The organism is Curtobacterium sp. SP.BCo (genome assembly GCF_051903265.1).
Lineage (GTDB): Bacteria > Actinomycetota > Actinomycetes > Actinomycetales > Microbacteriaceae > Curtobacterium.
Map to the genome: position 1 here is coordinate 1,718,354 of NZ_CP194337.1, position 18,003 is coordinate 1,736,356.

Annotated in this window: 16 protein-coding genes and 1 tRNA gene; 16 read left to right on the forward strand and 1 reads right to left on the reverse strand. The window is 72.9% G+C overall.

Annotated elements, in window-relative coordinates:
* Position 1 precedes the first annotated feature (1 nt).
* Positions 2–850 carry a hypothetical protein gene (locus ACRQ4B_RS08250; RefSeq protein WP_439694214.1) on the forward strand — a complete coding sequence of 283 codons (849 nt, stop codon included), beginning with the start codon at positions 2–4 and terminating at the stop codon, positions 848–850.
* A gap of 614 nt (positions 851–1,464) precedes the next feature.
* Here ACRQ4B_RS08250 and ACRQ4B_RS08255 read toward each other — a convergent pair.
* Complete coding sequence (locus tag ACRQ4B_RS08255; RefSeq protein ID WP_439694215.1) at positions 1,465–1,737, reverse strand: DUF4031 domain-containing protein; 273 nt, start codon at positions 1,735–1,737, stop codon at positions 1,465–1,467.
* Between the two features lie 178 nt (positions 1,738–1,915).
* Between ACRQ4B_RS08255 and rplU the strand changes: the two genes are divergently transcribed.
* The 15 genes from rplU (at position 1,916) to ACRQ4B_RS08330 (ending at position 17,994) form a co-directional block, all read left to right on the forward strand.
* The gene (gene rplU, locus ACRQ4B_RS08260) at positions 1,916–2,224 is read left to right on the forward strand and encodes a 50S ribosomal protein L21 (RefSeq protein ID WP_079238594.1); all 309 of its coding nucleotides are present in this window, start codon (positions 1,916–1,918) and stop codon (positions 2,222–2,224) included.
* Between the two features lie 14 nt (positions 2,225–2,238).
* Complete coding sequence (gene rpmA / locus ACRQ4B_RS08265) at positions 2,239–2,490, forward strand: 50S ribosomal protein L27 (RefSeq protein WP_070416551.1); 252 nt, start codon at positions 2,239–2,241, stop codon at positions 2,488–2,490.
* A gap of 99 nt (positions 2,491–2,589) precedes the next feature.
* A complete protein-coding gene (gene obgE, locus ACRQ4B_RS08270; RefSeq protein WP_439694216.1) occupies positions 2,590–4,170 on the forward strand; it encodes a GTPase ObgE in 1,581 nt (526 codons plus the stop codon).
* 7 nt (positions 4,171–4,177) lie between these two features.
* Positions 4,178–4,996: a glutamate 5-kinase gene (gene proB / locus ACRQ4B_RS08275; RefSeq protein ID WP_439694217.1), complete on the forward strand. Its 819-nt coding sequence runs from the start codon at positions 4,178–4,180 to the stop codon at positions 4,994–4,996.
* Positions 4,997–5,174: 178 nt separating this feature from the next.
* A complete protein-coding gene (locus ACRQ4B_RS08280; RefSeq protein WP_439694218.1) occupies positions 5,175–6,440 on the forward strand; it encodes a glutamate-5-semialdehyde dehydrogenase in 1,266 nt (421 codons plus the stop codon).
* 42 nt (positions 6,441–6,482) lie between these two features.
* On the forward strand, positions 6,483–6,683 hold the full coding sequence (locus ACRQ4B_RS08285; RefSeq protein ID WP_175350833.1) for a hypothetical protein: 201 nt from the start codon (positions 6,483–6,485) through the stop codon (positions 6,681–6,683).
* An 11-nt stretch (positions 6,684–6,694) separates the two neighbouring features.
* A complete protein-coding gene (nadD, locus tag ACRQ4B_RS08290; RefSeq protein ID WP_439694219.1) occupies positions 6,695–7,294 on the forward strand; it encodes a nicotinate-nucleotide adenylyltransferase in 600 nt (199 codons plus the stop codon).
* The gene (locus ACRQ4B_RS08295; protein WP_439694220.1) at positions 7,291–8,697 is read left to right on the forward strand and encodes a hypothetical protein; all 1,407 of its coding nucleotides are present in this window, start codon (positions 7,291–7,293) and stop codon (positions 8,695–8,697) included. The genes nadD and ACRQ4B_RS08295 overlap by 4 nt, the downstream gene beginning before the upstream one ends.
* 132 nt (positions 8,698–8,829) lie before the next feature.
* On the forward strand, positions 8,830–9,204 hold the full coding sequence (rsfS, locus tag ACRQ4B_RS08300) for a ribosome silencing factor (RefSeq protein WP_439694221.1): 375 nt from the start codon (positions 8,830–8,832) through the stop codon (positions 9,202–9,204).
* A 107-nt stretch (positions 9,205–9,311) separates the two neighbouring features.
* Positions 9,312–9,384: transfer RNA gene (locus ACRQ4B_RS08305), tRNA-Ala, on the forward strand.
* Between the two features lie 79 nt (positions 9,385–9,463).
* Positions 9,464–10,387 carry an aldose 1-epimerase family protein gene (locus ACRQ4B_RS08310; protein WP_439694222.1) on the forward strand — a complete coding sequence of 308 codons (924 nt, stop codon included), beginning with the start codon at positions 9,464–9,466 and terminating at the stop codon, positions 10,385–10,387.
* Positions 10,366–11,886, forward strand: coding sequence for an anthranilate synthase component I family protein (locus tag ACRQ4B_RS08315; RefSeq protein WP_439694223.1), 1,521 nt, complete (start codon positions 10,366–10,368; stop codon positions 11,884–11,886). The genes ACRQ4B_RS08310 and ACRQ4B_RS08315 overlap by 22 nt, the downstream gene beginning before the upstream one ends.
* Positions 11,887–12,051: 165 nt before the next feature.
* Entirely contained in the window at positions 12,052–12,870 is an 819-nt protein-coding gene (locus ACRQ4B_RS08320) for a hypothetical protein (RefSeq protein ID WP_439694224.1), read from the forward strand.
* Between the two features lie 50 nt (positions 12,871–12,920).
* Positions 12,921–14,549, forward strand: a complete 1,629-nt coding sequence (locus ACRQ4B_RS08325; RefSeq protein WP_439694225.1) for a DNA polymerase Y family protein — start codon at positions 12,921–12,923, stop codon at positions 14,547–14,549.
* Positions 14,550–14,559: 10 nt separating this feature from the next.
* Positions 14,560–17,994: an error-prone DNA polymerase gene (locus ACRQ4B_RS08330; RefSeq protein WP_439694226.1), complete on the forward strand. Its 3,435-nt coding sequence runs from the start codon at positions 14,560–14,562 to the stop codon at positions 17,992–17,994.
* The last annotated feature ends 9 nt before the right edge of the window (positions 17,995–18,003 follow it).

An 18,003-nucleotide genomic window follows, 5' to 3' on the forward strand; every position in this document is an offset into this window, starting at 1 on the left:
GATGTCGAACCCGGGCGACCCGCAGCGGTCGCAGCAGGACCGCGGGTACTACGGTGCGGGCTGGTCGCAGCCCGCACCGCCGTCGCAGCCGGGACCGCATGCCCCTGGGCCGAACCACGGACAGGGGTACGCGCCGTACGCCGGCGGCCCGTACCAGCCTCCGCGGCCGCCCCGGCAGCCGTCGGACCCGCGTCGGGCCTGGGCACCGGGCGCGTCGGTCACGAACACCGCCGGGGCGCTCATCGCCGTGGTGTCGCTCGTGCTCGTCGAGTTCGTGTCCGGGATGATCGGGTTGCTCGGGACGTCGCTCGTGGTGCACCCGTTCTCGTCGTACGGCGCTGGCGACAGCCTGGTCAGCGGGTTCGTCACCGGGGTCTTCCTCGCGCCGTTCCCGTTCTACGCAGGAGCGTTCCTGGCGCTCGCGTTCCTCGCACCCATCGCCCGCCGGAGCCCGCTGCCGACGGTGCTGCTCCGCGCGGTGCTCGCCGGAGCTGCCGGCACCGTCGCCCTCGCGCTCGTCGGGGTCTTCACCGGGTCGATCGGTGCCGTCCGGTCCGGGGGAGCGCGCCTGGTGATCGACGTCTTCACCACCCCGCTGCAGAACGGCGTGCCCTTCACGGTGATGCTGCTCGCGACGTCGACCGCGGCGTGGCTGTGGCTCGGGCGTCCGCGTGGAGGACGTCGTGCGTCGGCGACCCCCGGCACGCCCGGGACGGTGCGCCCCGCCGACGCCGTGCCGCCCGCGACCGTGCCGCCGCCCGCGCAGCTCGGTGCGCAGCAGCCGCAGGTGCCGCCGTACGCGCCGCCGCAGCCGCCGTCGAACCCCTGGGGTGGTCCGGCGCCCCGCTGACCTCGTCCGTCGGCCCTCGCTCCGTGCGCCGCGCGCGGCGCGTGCCGTCGGCAGTGTGCGAGGTCCCGCGCAGTGTGGGAGCGCCGGACCCTCGCACACTGTGCGGACCCTCGCGCCGTCGTGAGCGCGCCTCGCACCGTGGGAGGTGCGCCGCGCGCGGCGCGTGCCGTCGGCAGTGTGCGAGGTCCCGCGCGGTGTGGGAGCGCCGGACCCTCGCACACTGTGCGGACCCTCGCGCCGTCGTGAGCGCGCCTCGCACCGTGGGAGGTGCGCCGCGCGTGCCGCGTGCCGTCGGCAGTGTGCGAGGTCCCGCGCGGTGTGGGAGCGCCGGACCCTCGCACACTGTGCGGACCCTCGCGCCGTCGTGAGCGCGCCTCGCACCGTGCGAGGTGCGCCTCGCACCGTCGTGAGCGCGCCTCGCACCGTGCGAGGGGCGGGGCGCGCCCCGTCGAGGTGATCCGTGCCTCCAGGCCGGTGGTGGCGACCACGGGGCGCGACCCGGTGCGACACCACCGGTGTCGTACGACATCGGGGTCGTCGTCCGGCGTCGGCCGCGCACCGTGCCGCGCACCGAGCCACACACCGTGCGAGGCACCCAGCACCCCGCGCCCGCGTCAGCGTGCGCGCTTGTCCCGCTGCGCCACCCGGAGCCCGCTCGCGATGAGCCGCAGCACGAGCTCCCGCCCGGTGACCGCTGCGGCGCCCGCAGCCACGAGTTCGTCGTACCGGGCGAGCGGCACGTCGTAGTGGTCGTGGTCGAACGCACGACGCGGGATCCCGGCGCGTTCGGCGAACCGGTGCAGCTCGTCGTAGGATGAGTCACTGACGAGGTGCGACCACAGTGTGTCGTGTGCGGGCCACGTCGGCGGGTCGATCAACACGGTCACACGGCAATCGTACGTGTGTCGCCGTTTGACCGGACGTAGGGGCATCGAGTATTCTCGATCCCTGGTGTCAGCGGGCCGTTCTGCCTGCGTCGCCGATCGGGCCCGGCCTCCGGGAGCCGCTCGTGCAGAAGTGGGCACCCGAGACTTCCCTCAAGCAGAGTTACGTAAGGATTTCCACGTGGTTTACGCAGTAGTGCGCGCCGGCGGCCGTCAGGAAAAGGTCGAGGTCGGGACGATCATCACGCTCGACCGTGCCAAGGCCGACGACAAGGGCAACATCGACCTCGCCCCGGTGCTCCTCGTGGACGGTGACAAGATCACGTCGGCGGCTTCCGAGCTCGCCAAGGTGACCGTCACCGCCGAGGTGCTCGAGGACCTCCGCGGTCCGAAGGTCGTCATCCAGAAGTTCAAGAACAAGACCGGGTACAAGAAGCGTCAGGGTTTCCGCGCTGAGCTCACCCGCGTCAAGATCACCTCGATCGCGTAAGGCGGGAGTAGAAGATGGCACACAAGAAGGGTGCGAGCTCCACTCGCAACGGTCGTGACTCGAACGCACAGCGCCTCGGCGTGAAGCGCTTCGGTGGCGAGGTCGTCAACGCCGGCGAGATCATCCTGCGCCAGCGCGGCACCCACTTCCACCCGGGCGCCAACGTTGGCCGCGGTGGCGACGACACGCTGTTCGCCCTCTCGGCCGGTGCGGTCGAGTTCGGCACCAAGGGCGGCCGCAAGGTCGTCAACATCGTCAACGCGTAACACCACCGACGATCTGACTCTGCGGGAGGGGCGGGCCACGTGCCTGCCCCTCCCGTTCTCTTTTCTGCAACAGCTCGTGCAACACCAAGGAGTGGACCCATGGCGACCTTCGTCGACCGCGTGACCCTGCACCTCACCGCGGGGAACGGCGGCAACGGCTGCGTGTCGGTCCGCCGTGAGAAGTTCAAGCCCCTCGCCGGCCCGGACGGCGGCAACGGCGGTGACGGTGGCGACATCGTCCTCGTCGCCGACCCGCAGGTGACGACCCTGCTCGGGTACCACCGCTCGCCGCACCGCTCCTCGAAGAACGGTCAACCGGGCATGGGCGACATGCGCAGCGGCATCAGCGGGGAGACCCTCGAGCTGCCGCTGCCGATCGGCACCGTGGTGCACGACGAAGACGGCGAGGTCATCGCCGACATGACCGAGCCGGGCATGCGCGTCGTGATCGCCCCCGGTGGTCAGGGCGGGCTCGGCAACGCCGCACTCTCCACCACGAAGCGCAAGGCCCCCGGGTTCGCGCTCCTCGGGACGGAGGGCTGGTCCGGTGACGTCAGCCTCGAGCTGAAGACCATCGCCGACGTCGCCCTCGTCGGGTTCCCGAGCGCCGGCAAGTCCTCGCTCATCGCCGCGGTCTCCGCCGCGAAGCCGAAGATCGCCGACTACCCGTTCACGACCCTCACGCCGAACCTCGGCGTCGTCGAGTCCGGTTCCACCCGCTTCACCGTCGCCGACGTCCCCGGCCTGATCGAGGGCGCGTCGGAGGGCAAGGGGCTCGGCCTCGAGTTCCTGCGCCACGTGGAGCGCTGCGAGGCCCTGCTGCACGTCATCGACTGCGCCACCCTCGACCCCGGCCGTGACCCGATCTCCGACCTCGACGTGATCCTCGGCGAGCTCGAGCGCTACCCGGTCCCCGAGGGACAGGTGCCGCTCCTGGAGCGTCCGCAGATGATCGCGCTCAACAAGGTCGACGTGCCCGAGGCCGCCGAGCTCGCCGAGTTCGTCCGTGGCGAGCTCGAGGGTCGCGGCTACCGCGTCTTCCCGATCTCGACGGCCTCCCGCAAGGGCCTGCGCGAGCTGACGTTCGCGCTGGCTGATGTCGTGGAGCAGGCACGCGCCTCCCGGGCCGCCGAGCCGGCGCCGGAACGCATCGTCCTGCGCCCGAAGGCCGTCGACGACAAGCCGTTCACGATCCGTGCCGAGGGCGGCGAGGAACACCGTTTCTACCGGATCCGCGGCGCCAAGCCGGAGCGCTGGGTCCAGCAGACCGACTTCACCAACGAAGAGGCCATCGGCTACCTCGCCGACCGCTTGGCGAAGCTCGGCGTCGAGGACGGTCTGTTCAAGGCCGGAGCCGTCGCCGGGTCCACCGTCGTCATCGGCGGCGACGGCGGCACCGTGTTCGACTGGGAGCCCACCCTCACCTCGACCGCTGAGCTCATCACGAGTGCCCGCGGCACGGACGCACGCATCGGCGCGACCTCGCGGCCGACGCGCAACGAGCGCCGCGAGGAGTACTTCGAGCGGATGGACGCCAAGGCCGCCGCGCGCGCCGAACTCGAGCAGGAGCGTCGCGCGGGGCTGTGGGCGGACGAGGACGACGCCGTGCTGTGGGCGGACGAGGACGACGCCGTGCTGTCGTCGCCCGACGGTGCCGACGACCGGAACGACAGGGACTGACCCCGGCATGACCGACACGACCGCACGCACCGACCTCGGACCAGTCACCCGGCGCGAGGACATCCCGCGTGCCAGGCGGATCGTGGTCAAGGTCGGGTCGTCGTCGGTCAGCGGGGACAACACCGGACAGATCGCCGCGCTCGTCGACGCCCTCGCCGCGGCACACGCCCGCGGTACCGAGGTCGTGCTCGTCTCCTCGGGCGCGATCGCCACGGGGTTCCCGTTCCTCGGCCTCGAGGGGCGCCCTGACGACCTCGCGACGCAGCAGGCCGCGGCGGCCACCGGGCAGAACGTGCTGATGTTCCGCTACCAGAAGGAACTCGACCGGCACGGTGTCGTGGCGGCGCAGATCCTCCTCACCGCGGGCGACCTGCAGAACCCGACGCACCGGGTGAACGCGCAGCGGGCGATCGACCGGTTGCTCGCGCTGCGGGTGCTGCCGATCGTGAACGAGAACGACACCGTCGCGACGCACGAGATCCGGTTCGGTGACAACGACCGGCTCGCGGCCCTGGTGGCGCGGCTGCTCGGGGCCGACGCGCTCGTCCTGCTCTCCGACGTCGAGTCGCTGTACACGCGGCCGCCGGAGCAGCCCGGAGCGGCACCGATCGACCTCGTGCCGTTCGGGGACGAACTCGCCGGTGTGACCTTCGGCTCGATCGGCACCGCGGGCGTCGGGACCGGGGGAGCGGGCACGAAGGTCGCCGCTGCGCGGCTCGCGGCCGAGGCGGGGACGTCGGTCCTCGTGACCGCCACCGCGCTCGTCGAGCAGGCGCTGGCCGGCGACTCCGTGGGCACCTGGTTCGAGGCGGCTCCGCGCGCCTGACCCGCTGGGCAGCCTGGAGGCACGACCCGCCTCCGCGGACCGGCGCGCCCGGGTGCCGTGGTGCGGCCGACCCCGTGACCGGATGGCGACGTCCTCACCAGGAGCCGCGCCTCCAGTGCCCGTCCACAGGCGGGCCCGCGGCCCGTCATCGGACGGAGGCGCCGCTTAGGATCGAGGCATGTCGCTGACCGCTCCCGCACCGACCCTGACCGACAAGCTGCGCGCTGCGCGCGAGGCGTCGTCGGCCCTCGCGACGGCGACGACCGCGGTCAAGGACGCGGCCCTCCGAGCGATCGCCGACGGTGTGCGGGCGGCGACCGACGAGATCGTCGCCGCGAACCACGGCGACCTCCTCGCCGGAGAGGAGGACGGGCTGTCCTCGGGGCTGCTCGACCGACTCCGCCTGGACGCCACACGCATCGACGCCCTCGCCGCCGCGGTCGAGCACGTCGTCGGCCTCACCGACCCCGTGGGGCAGCACGTGCGCGGGGCGCGGTTGGCCAACGGTCTGCAGCTGACGCAGGTCCGGGTGCCCTTCGGCGTCGTCGGCGCGATCTACGAGGCGCGCCCGAACGTGACCGTGGACATCGCCAGTCTCGCGCTGAAGAGCGGCAACGCCGTGGCCCTCCGTGGGGGATCGGCCGCGCAGCGCACCAACGCCGTGCTCGTCGCCCGGATCCAGGACGCCGTGGCCTCGGTGGGGTTGCCGCGCGCCCTCGTGCAGACCATCGACGAGTTCGGACGGGCCGGCGCCACCGAGCTGATGCGGGCGCGCGGGCTCGTCGACGTGCTCATCCCGCGGGGGAGTGCCTCGCTCATCCAGACCGTCGTCACCGAGTCGCAGGTACCAGTCATCGAGACCGGGGCCGGTGTCGTGCACGTCTTCCTCGACGCGTCCGCGCCGCTCGAGCGCTCCGTCGACATCGTGCTGAACAGCAAGGTCCAACGGCCGAGCGTGTGCAACGCCCTCGAGACGCTCCTCGTGCACGAGGGTGCCGCCGAACGACTCCTGCCCACGCTGGCCGACCGGCTCCGTGCCGCCGGCGTGACCCTCCGCGGTGACGACGCCACCCGCGTGCTCGTCCCCGGGGTGCTGCGTGCGACGGACGACGACTGGGGCACCGAGTCGATGGACCTCGACCTGTCGATCCGGGTCGTGCCCGACGTCGACGCGGCGATGGCGCACATCGCCCGGTGGTCGACGCACCACACCGAGTCGATCGTCACGAACGACGTCGACACGGCGGAGCGGTTCCTCGCCGAGGTGGACTCCGCGGTCGTCATGGCGAACGCGTCGACGCGGTTCACCGACGGCGGGGAGTTCGGATTCGGTGCAGAGGTGGGCATCTCCACGCAGAAACTGCACGCCCGCGGCCCGATGGGGCTGCCCGAACTCACGAGCACCAAGTGGCTCGTGCGCGGCCAGGGGCAGATCCGCGGCTAGACTGAACGGCGACTTCCCCCGACCGAACGGAGCATCGGACACATGACCTTCCTCGCAGAAGCCGCTGAGCACGCCTCCGGGGTCCCCGCGTACGTCTTCCCGCTGGTCGGTGCGCTGTTCTTCGCGTTCCTCGGGTTCGTGACCTGGAGCTTCCGCGACGTGGCCTACCGTCACTCGCACAAGTTCGAGGCCACCCGCCACCACGAGACGGGTGTCGACGAGTTCGGTCACACGAAGATCTGACCCGCCACTCCATGCTCGAGAGCACGGGCCGTCCTCGCATCGGTGTGATGGGCGGCACCTTCGACCCGATCCACCACGGCCACCTCGTGGCGGCGTCGGAGGTGGCGCGTGCGTTCGACCTCGACGAAGTGGTCTTCGTCCCCACCGGTCAGCCGTACATGAAGTCCGACGTCACGGACGCCGAGCACCGGTACCTGATGACGGTCATCGCGACCGCGTCGAACCCGATGTTCACCGTGAGCCGCGTCGACATCGACCGGCCGGGCCCCACCTACACGGTCGACACCCTGCGGGACCTGCACGAGCAGCGGCCGGATGCGCAGCTGGTCTTCATCTCGGGCGCAGACGCCGTCCAGCAGATTGTCGACTGGAAGGACCATGATGGTCTCTGGGACCTCGCGCACTTCGTCGCCGTGACACGTCCGGGACACGCCCTGAGCATCACGGGTCTGCCCGAACGAGACGTGAGTCTGCTCGAAGTCCCCGCACTGGCGATATCGTCGACCGACTGCCGTGACCGCGTGCGACGCGGTTCCCCCGTGTGGTACCTGGTCCCCGACGGAGTCGTCCAGTACATCTCCAAGCACCACTTGTATCGGAGCGTTGCATGAGTTCGTCCGACGCGCAGCCGCCCCTGTCGCGGCGCCAGGCGCGCGAGCGTGAGCGTGCCGCCGCGGCCGGTGCGCAGCCCGTGACGCCGCCACCGACCGTCGCGGCCCCGGCCGACCAGCCGGAAGCACGCCGCCGACCCGGATCCCACGTCGCACCCGCACCGGGTGCACCGGCGCAGTCCGCAGCACCGTCGTCCGCTGCCGCGCCCACGTCGGCGGCACCGTCGTCCGCCTCCGCGCCCACCTCCGCGGCATCGTCCGGCGTCCCGTCCGCGCCGCCGGCGTCCGCGACCGAGATCGTCCCCGGCAGCGGTGGCCTCACCCGCCGGCAGATCCGCGAGATGCGCGCTGCCGAGGGACAGGCTGTCCAGCCGGTCCCGCTGCAGAACCCGACGCCGCAGTCGTCGGACCGCACCGTGCAGGACGTCCTCGGTTCCGTCGAGGACCTGCACGCGGCACCCGCGTCCGCGGTCTCCGAGGACGACGAGCGCCCCGCGCACGAGCCCGGGGCCGAGACCGTCGTGCTCGACCAGGCCGCCGTGGCCCAGGCCACCGAGGCGGACGGTTCCCCGGACGCGATCGAGCCGCTCGAGACCGCCGTCGCCAACAGCGAGGAACCCCGCCGCCACCGGTCGACGTGGGCCCCGCACGACGAGGCCGTGCCGGAGCCCGCCACGGACGACGTCGCGGAGCCGCTGCCGACGGCGCCCGCGGTCGAGTCCTCCACGCCCGGGGTGTTCCCGCTCTCGCTCGACGAGGACGACACGAACGAGGTCCCCGTCCAGGTCGCACCGACGTCGGCCGCGCGGCCGGCCGCCACGTCGTCCACACCCCGTTCGGCGGGCTCCGACGACGACGAGGCACCCCGACTACCCGCGTCGTTCCAACGCCCGACCGAGCCGAAGCCCCTCACGACCGCGTTCGAGCCGCCCGTCGGCCACTGGTCGCAGCAGGCGCACGACTCCAACGACGCCGAGGTCCACGACGAGGAGACGGGTACGCGCCGCGTCGCCGTCACGAACACGAACGCGATCATCCTGCCGAACTCGGCCCTCGCCGACCCGACGGGTGCGCTCAACGCGACGGGTGAAGTCATCCTCACGGGGTCGATCGACCTGCCGGCCTCGCTGTCCTCGACCGGTTCGCACCGACCGATCGACGGTGCTGAGGTGGACCGACTGCTCGAGCAGCACGACGAACAGCCCGACACGGACGCCAGCCCGGTCCGCGCCAGCCGAGCGGTCTCGAGCCACACGTCGACCCGTCAGGTGGTGCTCGCCGCCGCCAAGCCGAAGGAGTCGCGGACGCCGCTCATCCTCGGCGTGACCGTCGGTGCCGTCGGTGTCGCCGCTGCCGCGGTGATCATCGTGGCCCTCGTCACGACCCATGCGTTCGGCGGCTGAGACACCGCCACCGACACCCGGACATCCGGCACCCCGTCGGCCGCGGCCTGGCCGCCGTCGGCGGGGTGGCTTATGATCGGGACCCATCAAGCGATCCGGTCACACCGCCGGGTCGACGACCGGAAGGAATCCGTGACCGCCTCCTCACGCGCACTGGAACTCGTGCAGATCGCCGCTCGCGCGGCCGACGCCAAGCAGGCCGAAGACCTCGTCGCCCTCGACGTGACCGGGCCGCTGCAGCTCACTGACGTGTTCCTGCTCGCGACCGGCCGGAACGAGCGCAACGTGCTCGCCATCGCGGACGAGGTCGAAGAGCGCCTCCTCGAAGCCGGGGCCAAGCCGCTCCGTCGTGAAGGCCGGAGCGAGGGCCGCTGGGTCCTCATCGACTTCGGTGACATCGTCGTGCACGTCTTCCACGAAGAAGACCGTCAGTACTACTCGCTCGAGCGCCTCTGGTCGGACTGCCCGACCATCCCGCTCGAGCTCCCGGTGGACCACACCGCCTAGTCGCGACTCGCCCGGGTGGCGGTGGCGATTTCGTCACCCGGCGTTCGCATGGTGTACGCTTCACTGGTGCCTCCGGGGAACCGGTGGTCACGACAGCAACACCCAACGGGTCTGTGGCGCAGCTGGTAGCGCACCTGCATGGCATGCAGGGGGTCAGGGGTTCGAGTCCCCTCAGATCCACCCGAAACCCCCCTCGTTCTCCGGAACGGCGGGGGTGTTCTCGTTCCTGGAGCTGTCAGCCGGCCGATACGCTGAGCGCATGAGCAGCGACGCCCCCCTCTCCGGTTCCGCCCTGACGATCACCGCCGGCGGGTACACGGCCGAGCTCGCCTCGGTGGGGGCGACGCTCCGGACGCTCCGGCACGAGGGACGCGACCTCGTGGTGCCGTTCGACGCCGACGAGGTCCGTCCGGCCTTCCGCGGCGCCGTCCTCGCACCGTGGCCGAACCGGGTCGTCGACGGCACGTACTCCTTCGGCGGCACGGAGCACGAGCTCGCGCTCACCGAGCCGAAGCGCGGGCACGCGCTGCACGGGCTCGTCGCCTGGACCGACTTCCGGATCGTCGCGCACGAACCCGACCGTGCCGTGCTCGCCACGACGGTGCCCGCCCAGTCCGGCTACCCGTTCCGCGTCGAGGTGTTCGTCGAGTACCGGGTCGATGCCGACGGCCTGCACACGACGATCACCGGCACCAACACCGGGCCGGACGCCGCGCCGTGGGGGACCGGGCCGCACCCGTACCTCGTGGCCGGCGAGGGCCGCGTCGACGACTGGACGCTCACGCTCCCCGCAGCCGAGGTGCTCGAGGTCACCGAGGACCGGCTGATCCCGACCGGTCTGACACCCGTCCACGACGAGTTCGACCTGCGTTCCGCGACCCGCATCGGCGACCGGTTCATCGACCACGCCTACACGGGCTTCGAACGTGGTGCCGACGGTGTCGCGACGATCGTGCTCACCGCCGAGGACGGCCACGGCGTCCGCGCCTCGTTCGGCCCCGAGTGCCCGTGGGTGCAGGTGCACACCGCCGACCACGTCGTCCCCGAGTACCACCGTGCGGGTCTCGCGGTCGAGCCGATGACCTGCGCGCCGGACGCGTTCAACGCCGGCGCCGACGCCGGGCTGGTCGTGCTCGAACCGGGCGCCTCGCACGCCGCGTCGTGGACGATCGCAGCGGTCTGACCGCGGATCCGTCCGTCCGCGTCGAGGTCCGCGCGTTCCCGGACGTCCCCGACCTCGGCGCGCTCGCGGCGACGACCGGGGCCGACGTCGTCTGGCTCGACTCCTCGCTGCCCGCCGGCGCTCCGGCCTCAGCGCACGCTCGCGCTCGCTGGTCGGTCCTCGCGCTGACGGACGGCCCGTTCGCCGCGCGGTTCCGGCACGAGGCCCGTCGCGCCGTCGTCGAGGTCGCCGCGCCGTCGGTGCGGTGGTTCGGCCCGTCCCGACACGACGGGAGTCCGGCGTTCGCGGTCCTCGACGACCTGCTCGGCCGGACCCCACGGCTGCCGGGACCGGTCGCGGGGTGTGGGTTCACCCTCGGCTGGGTCGGGTTCCTCGGGTACGAGCTCGGCCGCGAGTCCGGTGGGGTCGACCGCACCGCCCCGTCGCACGCGGACGCCGACCTGCGGTTCACCGACCGTGCGGTGGTCGTCGACGAGCGCGGAGCGGCCTGGGCGCTCGCCCTGGTCGCGGACGCGGAACCGGCGGCCAGCGCGGCCAACCGCGCATGGCTCGGGACGGTGACCGGCGGGCGGACGTCGGTCGACGTCGTCGACGTGCCCCCGCGCCTCCCGGCGGACCTGGCGGCGACCGGCCGCGTCACGCGGGCCGCGTACGAGACGTCGGTGGACGTGTGCCGCGCGGAGATCCGCGAGGGCAACGCGTTCCAGGTCTGCCTCACCACGGCCTTCGCCGTGCCCGGCAGCGGCCAGGAGGAACGGTGCGCGTCCGCCACGGACCCATACCTGGTCGAGTACCGGCGGATGCGCGGAGCGGATCCCGTCCCGTTCGGGGCGTACCTGCGGCTCGGCCCGCTGCGCGTGGCGAGCCGGTCGCCGGAACGGTTCCTGCGCATCGACGCGGCCGGGGCCGTGTCCGCCGAACCGATCAAGGGCACCAGACGGCGGACGGCCGACCCGGTGGCGGATGCCGCGGTGCGCGCGGAACTCGCGGCGAGCGTGAAGGACCGCGCCGAGAACGTGATGATCGTCGACCTGCTGCGGAACGACCTGCTCCGGACGGCGGTGCCCGGGTCGGTGCACGTGGAGCGACTCTGCGACGTCGAGACGTACGCGAGCGTGCACCAGATGGTGTCCACGATCACCGCGGTCCTGCCGGACGGGGCACCGCGGGCGGCCGTGGTGCGCGCCGCGTTCCCGCCGGGGTCGATGACGGGTGCGCCGAAGATCAGCGCGATGGCGATCGCGGACCGGCTCGAAGGGGCGCCGCGCGGGGTGTACTCGGGGGTGATCGGGTACTTCGCCGCGAGCGGATCGGTGGATCTGTCGGTGGCGATCCGCACACTGGTGACGGTCGTCGACGACGCGGGTGCGGTGCGGTCGCGGACGTTCGGGGCCGGCGGTGCGGTGACGTGGTCGTCGGTGGCGGCGGACGAGGCGGAGGAGGTCGAGACGAAGACCCGGTCGGTGCTCGGCGCCGTGGGGGCCGCTGCGCGCTGGTGAGGCCGTCCGGCTCGGTCGTGGGGCGGGGTCGTCGGGCTGGTTCGTGGCTTCGTCAGGCGTGTTCGTGGCTTTGCTCGGCGTGTTCGTGCCTTCTTCCGGCGTGTCGAACGCGTGTTCGAACAATTTGTCCACAGGATGTCGGTGCTCGTTGACATCATCGAACACATGTTCGACGATGAGGGCATGCAAACGGCGACGGCGGTCCGCTCGCCCGGGGCTCCACCGGAGCCGACCGGGCGTGCCGGTGCTGCCCGTCCGGTGCGCCGGGTCGACCACCTGGGGGACGCCCGGGCGGCGCTCGAGCGCATCACCTCGCTGCGGTCGCGCGTGGCCGAGATGGAGTCCACGCGCGTCGACACCGAGGGGCTGCCGACTGCCGAGGCGCTCGCGCCGCTCCTGCCGGGCGGGTCGATCCGTGTGGGCGGCTCCTACGCGGTGCAGGAGTCGGTGCTCCTCGCGATGACGATGCTGCAGGCCGCCTCCGCTGCCGGGGCCTGGTGCGCCGTCGTCGGCGTGCCGTCGTTCGGGGTCGAAGCGGCAGCGGCGGCCGGCATCGACCTCGAACGCCTGGTGCTGGTGCCGGACCCCGGCGACCAGTGGCTCACCGTGACCGCCGCCCTGGCCGACGTGGCGCAGATCGTCCTCACCCGGCCGCTCGGGCGGGTGGTGCCCGGCGACGTCTCCCGACTGTCGGCACGGTTGCGACAGCGCGGTGGGGCGCTGGTGGCGCTCGGTTCCTGGCCGGGGGCGGACGTCACGCTGCGGGTGACGCGGTCCGAGTGGAGCGGCATCGGCAACGGCCACGGGTTCCTGACGGAGCGGCGGGTCACGGTGTCGGCGTCGGGCCGTGCCGGAGCGGTCCGTCCGGTGGACACCGAGCTCCTGCTGCCGGCTGCGGACGGCACCGTGCGGGCCGCTGTGCCGGCCGCGGCCGCGGCCGCAGCCACCGCGCCCGTGCTCCGTCCGGTGGCGGTGGCGTCGTGAGTCCCCGTTCTCGTGCTGTCCGCCCACGTGCTGGCCGGGCCCGCGCTGCCGTGCCCGACAGCGGGACGATCCGGGCCGACGCGATCACCCGCGGTGGGGCGCTGCCCGAGCCGCCCCCGACCCGGACGATCGTGCTGTGGTGCCCGGACTGGCCGGTCATCGCCGCCGCCCGCGCGGCCGGGTCGCCGCCGGAGCAGCCGTTCGCGGTGGTGGCGAAGGGGCAGGTGTACGCCAGTTCCGCCAGCGCGCGACAGCAGGGCGTCGTGCGGGGCCTCCGGGTGCGCGAGGCACAGGCACGCTGCCCGGAGCTCCGGGTCGAGCCCTACGACGACGCCCTCGACCACCGGGCGTTCGAACCGGTCATCCGTGCGGTCGAGGCAGCGGTCCCCGGGGTCGAGGTCCTCCGGCCGGGCACCCTGGCGTTGCGCTCCCGCGGACCGGCCCGGTACTACGGCGGCGAGCGTGCTGCTGCGGCGACCCTCGCGGGCATCGCCGCCGACCACGGCGCCCCGGGCGTGCGAGCGGGGGTCGCCGACACCCCGTTCGCCGCCGAGCAGGCAGCACGCGCACGACCGGTCCGGCCGGGGGAGCGCGTGCGGATCGTGCCCGTGGACGGCTCTGCCCCGTTCCTGTCCGGCCTGCCGCTCGGGGTGCTCGGCGACGCCGACCTCGCGATGGTGCTCGGACGACTCGGCATCCAGACCCTCGGCGAGTTCGCGGCGCTGCGCGACGAGCAGGTGCGCGACCGGTTCGGTGCAGCCGGGGCGTTCCTGCACCGGCTCGCCGGCGGGCGAGACCCGCGTGAGGTCGCGGCGCGGGACGTCCCGCCGGAGCTCCGGGTCGAGGCGGCCTTCGAACCGCCGCTCGACCGTGCCGACCAGATCGCGTTCGCGTTCCGGCGCACCGCCGACGACTTCGCCGCCCGGCTCCGCACCGCCGGACTCGTCGCCACCACGATCCGGGTCGGCATCGTCGACGAACGCGACATCCTGCTCGAGCGCACGTGGGTGCACCCGCGGTGGTTCGACGCCGCCGACGTGGTCGACCGGGTGCGCTGGCAGCTCGCCGGCGGGGTCGACCCGACCGGACTCGAAGCACCGGTCGTCTCGGTCGTGCTCGAACCCGTCGCCGTGGACGACACGGCGAACCACGAACGCGGGCTCTGGGGGACCGGGCCGGACGAACGCGTCCACCACGGGCTCGCCCGCGTGCAGGGGCTCGTCGGGCACGACGGGGTGGTCACCCCGCGGGTCGGCGGCGGACGCACCCTGGCGGAGCGCGTCGTGCTCGTGCCGTGGGGCGACGCTCCGGTCGGGGGTGAGCGTGCCCTGGCGACCGTGCGGGACCGTCCGTGGCCCGGCAAGCTGCCCGGACCGCCCCCGGCGACCGTGCTCGACCGCCCCCGACCGGTCGACGTCGTCGCCGCCGACGGCGGCACGGTGGACGTCGACGACCGCGGAGCCCTGACCGGTGCACCCGAGCGCTTCCGGGCCGAGGGCGAGCGCGGCGGCCGGTTCGACCCCGTCACGGCGTGGGCGGGGCCGTGGCCGCTCGTCGTGCGCTGGTGGGAGTCCGGCGGCCGGCGACTCCACCGACTGCAGGTCGTCGATGCCGGGGGACGTGCGTGGTACCTGGTGCTCGCCGACCACCGGTGGTGGGCCGAGGCCGTGGCGACGTGAAGGACTCCTGATGGGCTACAGCAACCCACCCATCCCGTGGTCGCAGTTCGAACGAGCACTCTCGGACAAGCGGAACCCGGGCAGCGGACACGACGGCGACGGCGGGGACAGCCCGGCGTGGTCGCGGAAACGCGAACCGTACGCCCCGGCGGACCCGCCGACCGCAGCCACCGGTGCCGACGACGTGCTCGTCGTGCCGTACGCCGAACTGCACGCGCACTCCACGTTCAGCTTCCTCGACGGCGCGAGCGGGCCGGAGCACCTCTTCGAGGAAGCCGCTCGGCTGCACCTGCACGGGCTGGCGCTCACCGACCACGACGGCTTCTACGGCGCCGCGCGGATGGCCGAGGTCGCCGAGGCGTACCCGACCGTCGCGACCGTGTACGGCACCGAGCTGTCCCTCGGCCTGACCGAACCGCAGAACGGTGTGCCCGACCCCGAGGGCACGCACCTGCTGCTGCTCGCCGACGGGCAGGACGGCTACCACCGGCTCGCCGGCGCCGTGACGAGCGCACACCTGGCCGCCGGCGCGGAGAAGGGACGGCCCCGGTACGACCTCGACGACCTCGCGGCGCGGTCGGACGGACACTGGCGGGTGCTGACCGGGTGCCGGAAGGGCGCCGTGCGGCAGGCCCTCGAGCGCGGCGGCGAGTCCGCGGCCGAGGAAGCCCTCCGTGCGCTGCTCGACCGGTTCGGCACGGCCGGCGTGGTCGTGGAGCTGACCGACCACGGCGACCCGATGGACACCGCGCGGAACGACGCCCTCGCCGCCCTCGCCACGAAGCACGCGCTGCCGATCGTCGCGACGGGCAACGTGCACTACGCCACCCCGGACCGGTTCCCGGTGGCGACGGCGCTCGCTGCGGTCCGGGCCCGGCGCAGCCTCGACGAGATCGACGGCTGGCTGCCGGCCGCCCCCACGGCGCACCTCCGGTCCGGGGCCGAGATGGCCAGACGGTTCGCGCGCTACCCGGGGGCCCTCGAGCACAGCGTCGAGCTGGCGGACGAGCTCGGGTTCCGGCTGAAGACGGTCAAGCCCGGGCTGCCGGACATCGACGTCCCGGAGGGGCACACCACGATGTCCTGGCTGCGGGAGCTCACCTGGCGCGGGGCACGCCGGTTCTACCCCGGCAGCGCGGACGGCGTCGACCCGCAGAAGCGGGAGCGCATCGAACGCGAGCTCTCGGTGATCGAGGACAAGGACTTCCCCGGGTACTTCCTCATCGTGCGGGACATGGTGCAGTACGCCCGTCAGCGGGGCATCCTCTGCCAGGGGCGCGGCTCGGCGGCGAACTCGGCGGTCTGCTACCTGCTCGAGATCACCGCGGTGGACTCGATCCGGTACGGACTGCCGTTCGAGCGGTTCCTGTCGGCGATGCGCGACGAGGAGCCCGACATCGACGTCGACTTCGACTCCGACCGGCGCGAAGAGGTCATCCAGTACGTCTACGAGAAGTACGGCCGCTTCAACGCCGCGCAGGTCGCGAACGTCATCACCTACCGGCCGAAGGGCGCCGTGCGGGACATGGCCAAGGCCCTCGGGCACAGCCCCGGGCAGCAGGACGCCTGGTCGAAGCAGGTCGAGCGGTGGGGGTCGGTGACCGAGAGCCAGGACCACGACATCCCGGACACCGTGGTGGACATGGCGCAGCAGGTGCTCGGGTTCCCGCGGCACCTCGGCATCCACTCCGGCGGCATGGTGCTCACCGACCGGCCCGTCGGCGAGGTCGTGCCGATCGAGCACGCCCGGATGGACGGCCGCACCGTGCTGCAGTGGGACAAGGACGACTGCGCGTACATGGGTCTCGTGAAGTTCGACATGCTCGGGCTCGGCATGCTGGCGGCCCTGCAGTACGCGTTCGACCTCGCCGACGAACACTGCGGGGAGCGCTGGGACATGCACTCCATCCCGAAGGAGGAACAAGGCGTCTACGACCAGCTCTGCCGTGCAGACACGATCGGGGTGTTCCAGGTGGAGTCCCGCGCGCAGATGGGCACGCTGCCCCGACTGCTGCCACGGCGCTTCTACGACCTGGTGATCGAGGTCGCCCTCGTCCGCCCCGGGCCGATCCAGGGCGGCGCGGTGCACCCGTACATCCGCCGACGCACGGGCGAGGAACCGATCACGTACATCCACCCGTCGCTCGAACCGGTGCTCGAACGGACCCTCGGGGTGCCGCTGTTCCAGGAGCAGCTCATGCAGATGGCGATCGCGGTGGGCGGCTGCTCGGGGGACGACGCCGACCTGCTCCGGCGGGCGATGGGGTCGAAGCGCGGGCACGAGAAGATCGACCGGCTCCGCGAGAAGCTCTACGCGGGGATGGCGGCGAACGACATCCACGGCGCGGACGCCGACGCGATCTACGCGAAGATCCAGGCGTTCGCGAACTTCGGGTTCGCGGAGAGCCACTCGATCAGCTTCGCGCTCATCGTCTACGCGAGCGCGTGGATGCGGTTGCACTACCCGGGGGCGTTCCTCGCGGCGCTGCTCCGGGCGCAGCCGATGGGGTTCTACTCGCCGCAGACACTGGTGGCGGACGCCCGACGGCACGGGGTGCAGGTGCTGCGGCCGGACATCCTCCGGTCCGACGTCGACGCCACGCTCGAACGGCTGCCCGACGACGAGCGTGCGGCTGCCCCGAGCGGCGCGGACGACTGCCTGACCGAGGAACAACCCCCAGTGCTGCCGTTCGACAAGGCCGCACCCGACGACACCGCCCGGCACCGGCGAGACGGCGGCTTCGCGGTGCGGCTCGGGCTCGCCGAGGTCTCGTCACTCGGCCGGAAGGGCGCGGAACGGATCGTCGCCGAACGCCGGGCGCACGGGCCCTTCACCGACATGTCCGACCTCGCCCGCCGGGTCGGCCTGACCACGGCGCAGCTCGAGGCGCTCGCCGCGGCCGACGCGTTCGCCGCACTCGGGGTCGACCGTCGCAGCGGCATGTGGTCCGCCGCCCAGGCCGCTGCCGAGCGCCCCGACCAGCTGCCGGACACCCAGGTGACGGTGCAGCCGCCCCTGTTCGGGCAGATGACGAGCGGGGACGTCCTGATCGCCGACATGTGGTCCACCGGGATGACGACCGACGACCACCCCGTGCGGCACGTCCGGCCGGGGTTGGTCGCCCGCGGAGTGCTCAGCGTGCAGGACACGGTGACGGCCGAGACCGGTCGGCGGGTCGAGGTCGGTGGGATCGTGACGCACCGGCAGCGCCCGGCGACGGCGTCGGGCATCACGTTCATGAACGTCGAGGACGAGACCGGGTTGGTGAACGTGATCTGCAGCGTGGGGGTGTGGGGACGCTACCGGCGGGTGGCGCGGGAGGCGCCGGCGATCATCGTCCGCGGGATCCTCGAGCGCTCGCCGGACGGCGTCGTGAACCTGGTCGCGGACCGGATCGAGCACCTGTCGCTGTCGGTCCGCACGCGGTCGCGGGACTTCCAGTGAACGCACCAG

Bases quoted from the DNA above. Each gene is read 5' to 3' on its own strand.
- ACRQ4B_RS08250 (WP_439694214.1), top strand. From the start codon at position 2: ATGTCGAACCCGGGCGACCCGCAGCGGTCGCAGCAGGACCGCGGGTAC.
- rpmA (WP_070416551.1), top strand. From the start codon at position 2,239: ATGGCACACAAGAAGGGTGCGAGCTCCACTCGCAACGGTCGTGACTCG.
- obgE (WP_439694216.1), top strand. From the start codon at position 2,590: ATGGCGACCTTCGTCGACCGCGTGACCCTGCACCTCACCGCGGGGAAC.
- proB (WP_439694217.1), top strand. From the start codon at position 4,178: ATGACCGACACGACCGCACGCACCGACCTCGGACCAGTCACCCGGCGC.
- ACRQ4B_RS08280 (WP_439694218.1), top strand. From the start codon at position 5,175: ATGTCGCTGACCGCTCCCGCACCGACCCTGACCGACAAGCTGCGCGCT.
- ACRQ4B_RS08285 (WP_175350833.1), top strand. From the start codon at position 6,483: ATGACCTTCCTCGCAGAAGCCGCTGAGCACGCCTCCGGGGTCCCCGCG.
- nadD (WP_439694219.1), top strand. From the start codon at position 6,695: ATGCTCGAGAGCACGGGCCGTCCTCGCATCGGTGTGATGGGCGGCACC.
- ACRQ4B_RS08295 (WP_439694220.1), top strand. From the start codon at position 7,291: ATGAGTTCGTCCGACGCGCAGCCGCCCCTGTCGCGGCGCCAGGCGCGC.
- ACRQ4B_RS08310 (WP_439694222.1), top strand. From the start codon at position 9,464: ATGAGCAGCGACGCCCCCCTCTCCGGTTCCGCCCTGACGATCACCGCC.
- ACRQ4B_RS08320 (WP_439694224.1), top strand. From the start codon at position 12,052: ATGTTCGACGATGAGGGCATGCAAACGGCGACGGCGGTCCGCTCGCCC.
- ACRQ4B_RS08330 (WP_439694226.1), top strand. From the start codon at position 14,560: ATGGGCTACAGCAACCCACCCATCCCGTGGTCGCAGTTCGAACGAGCA.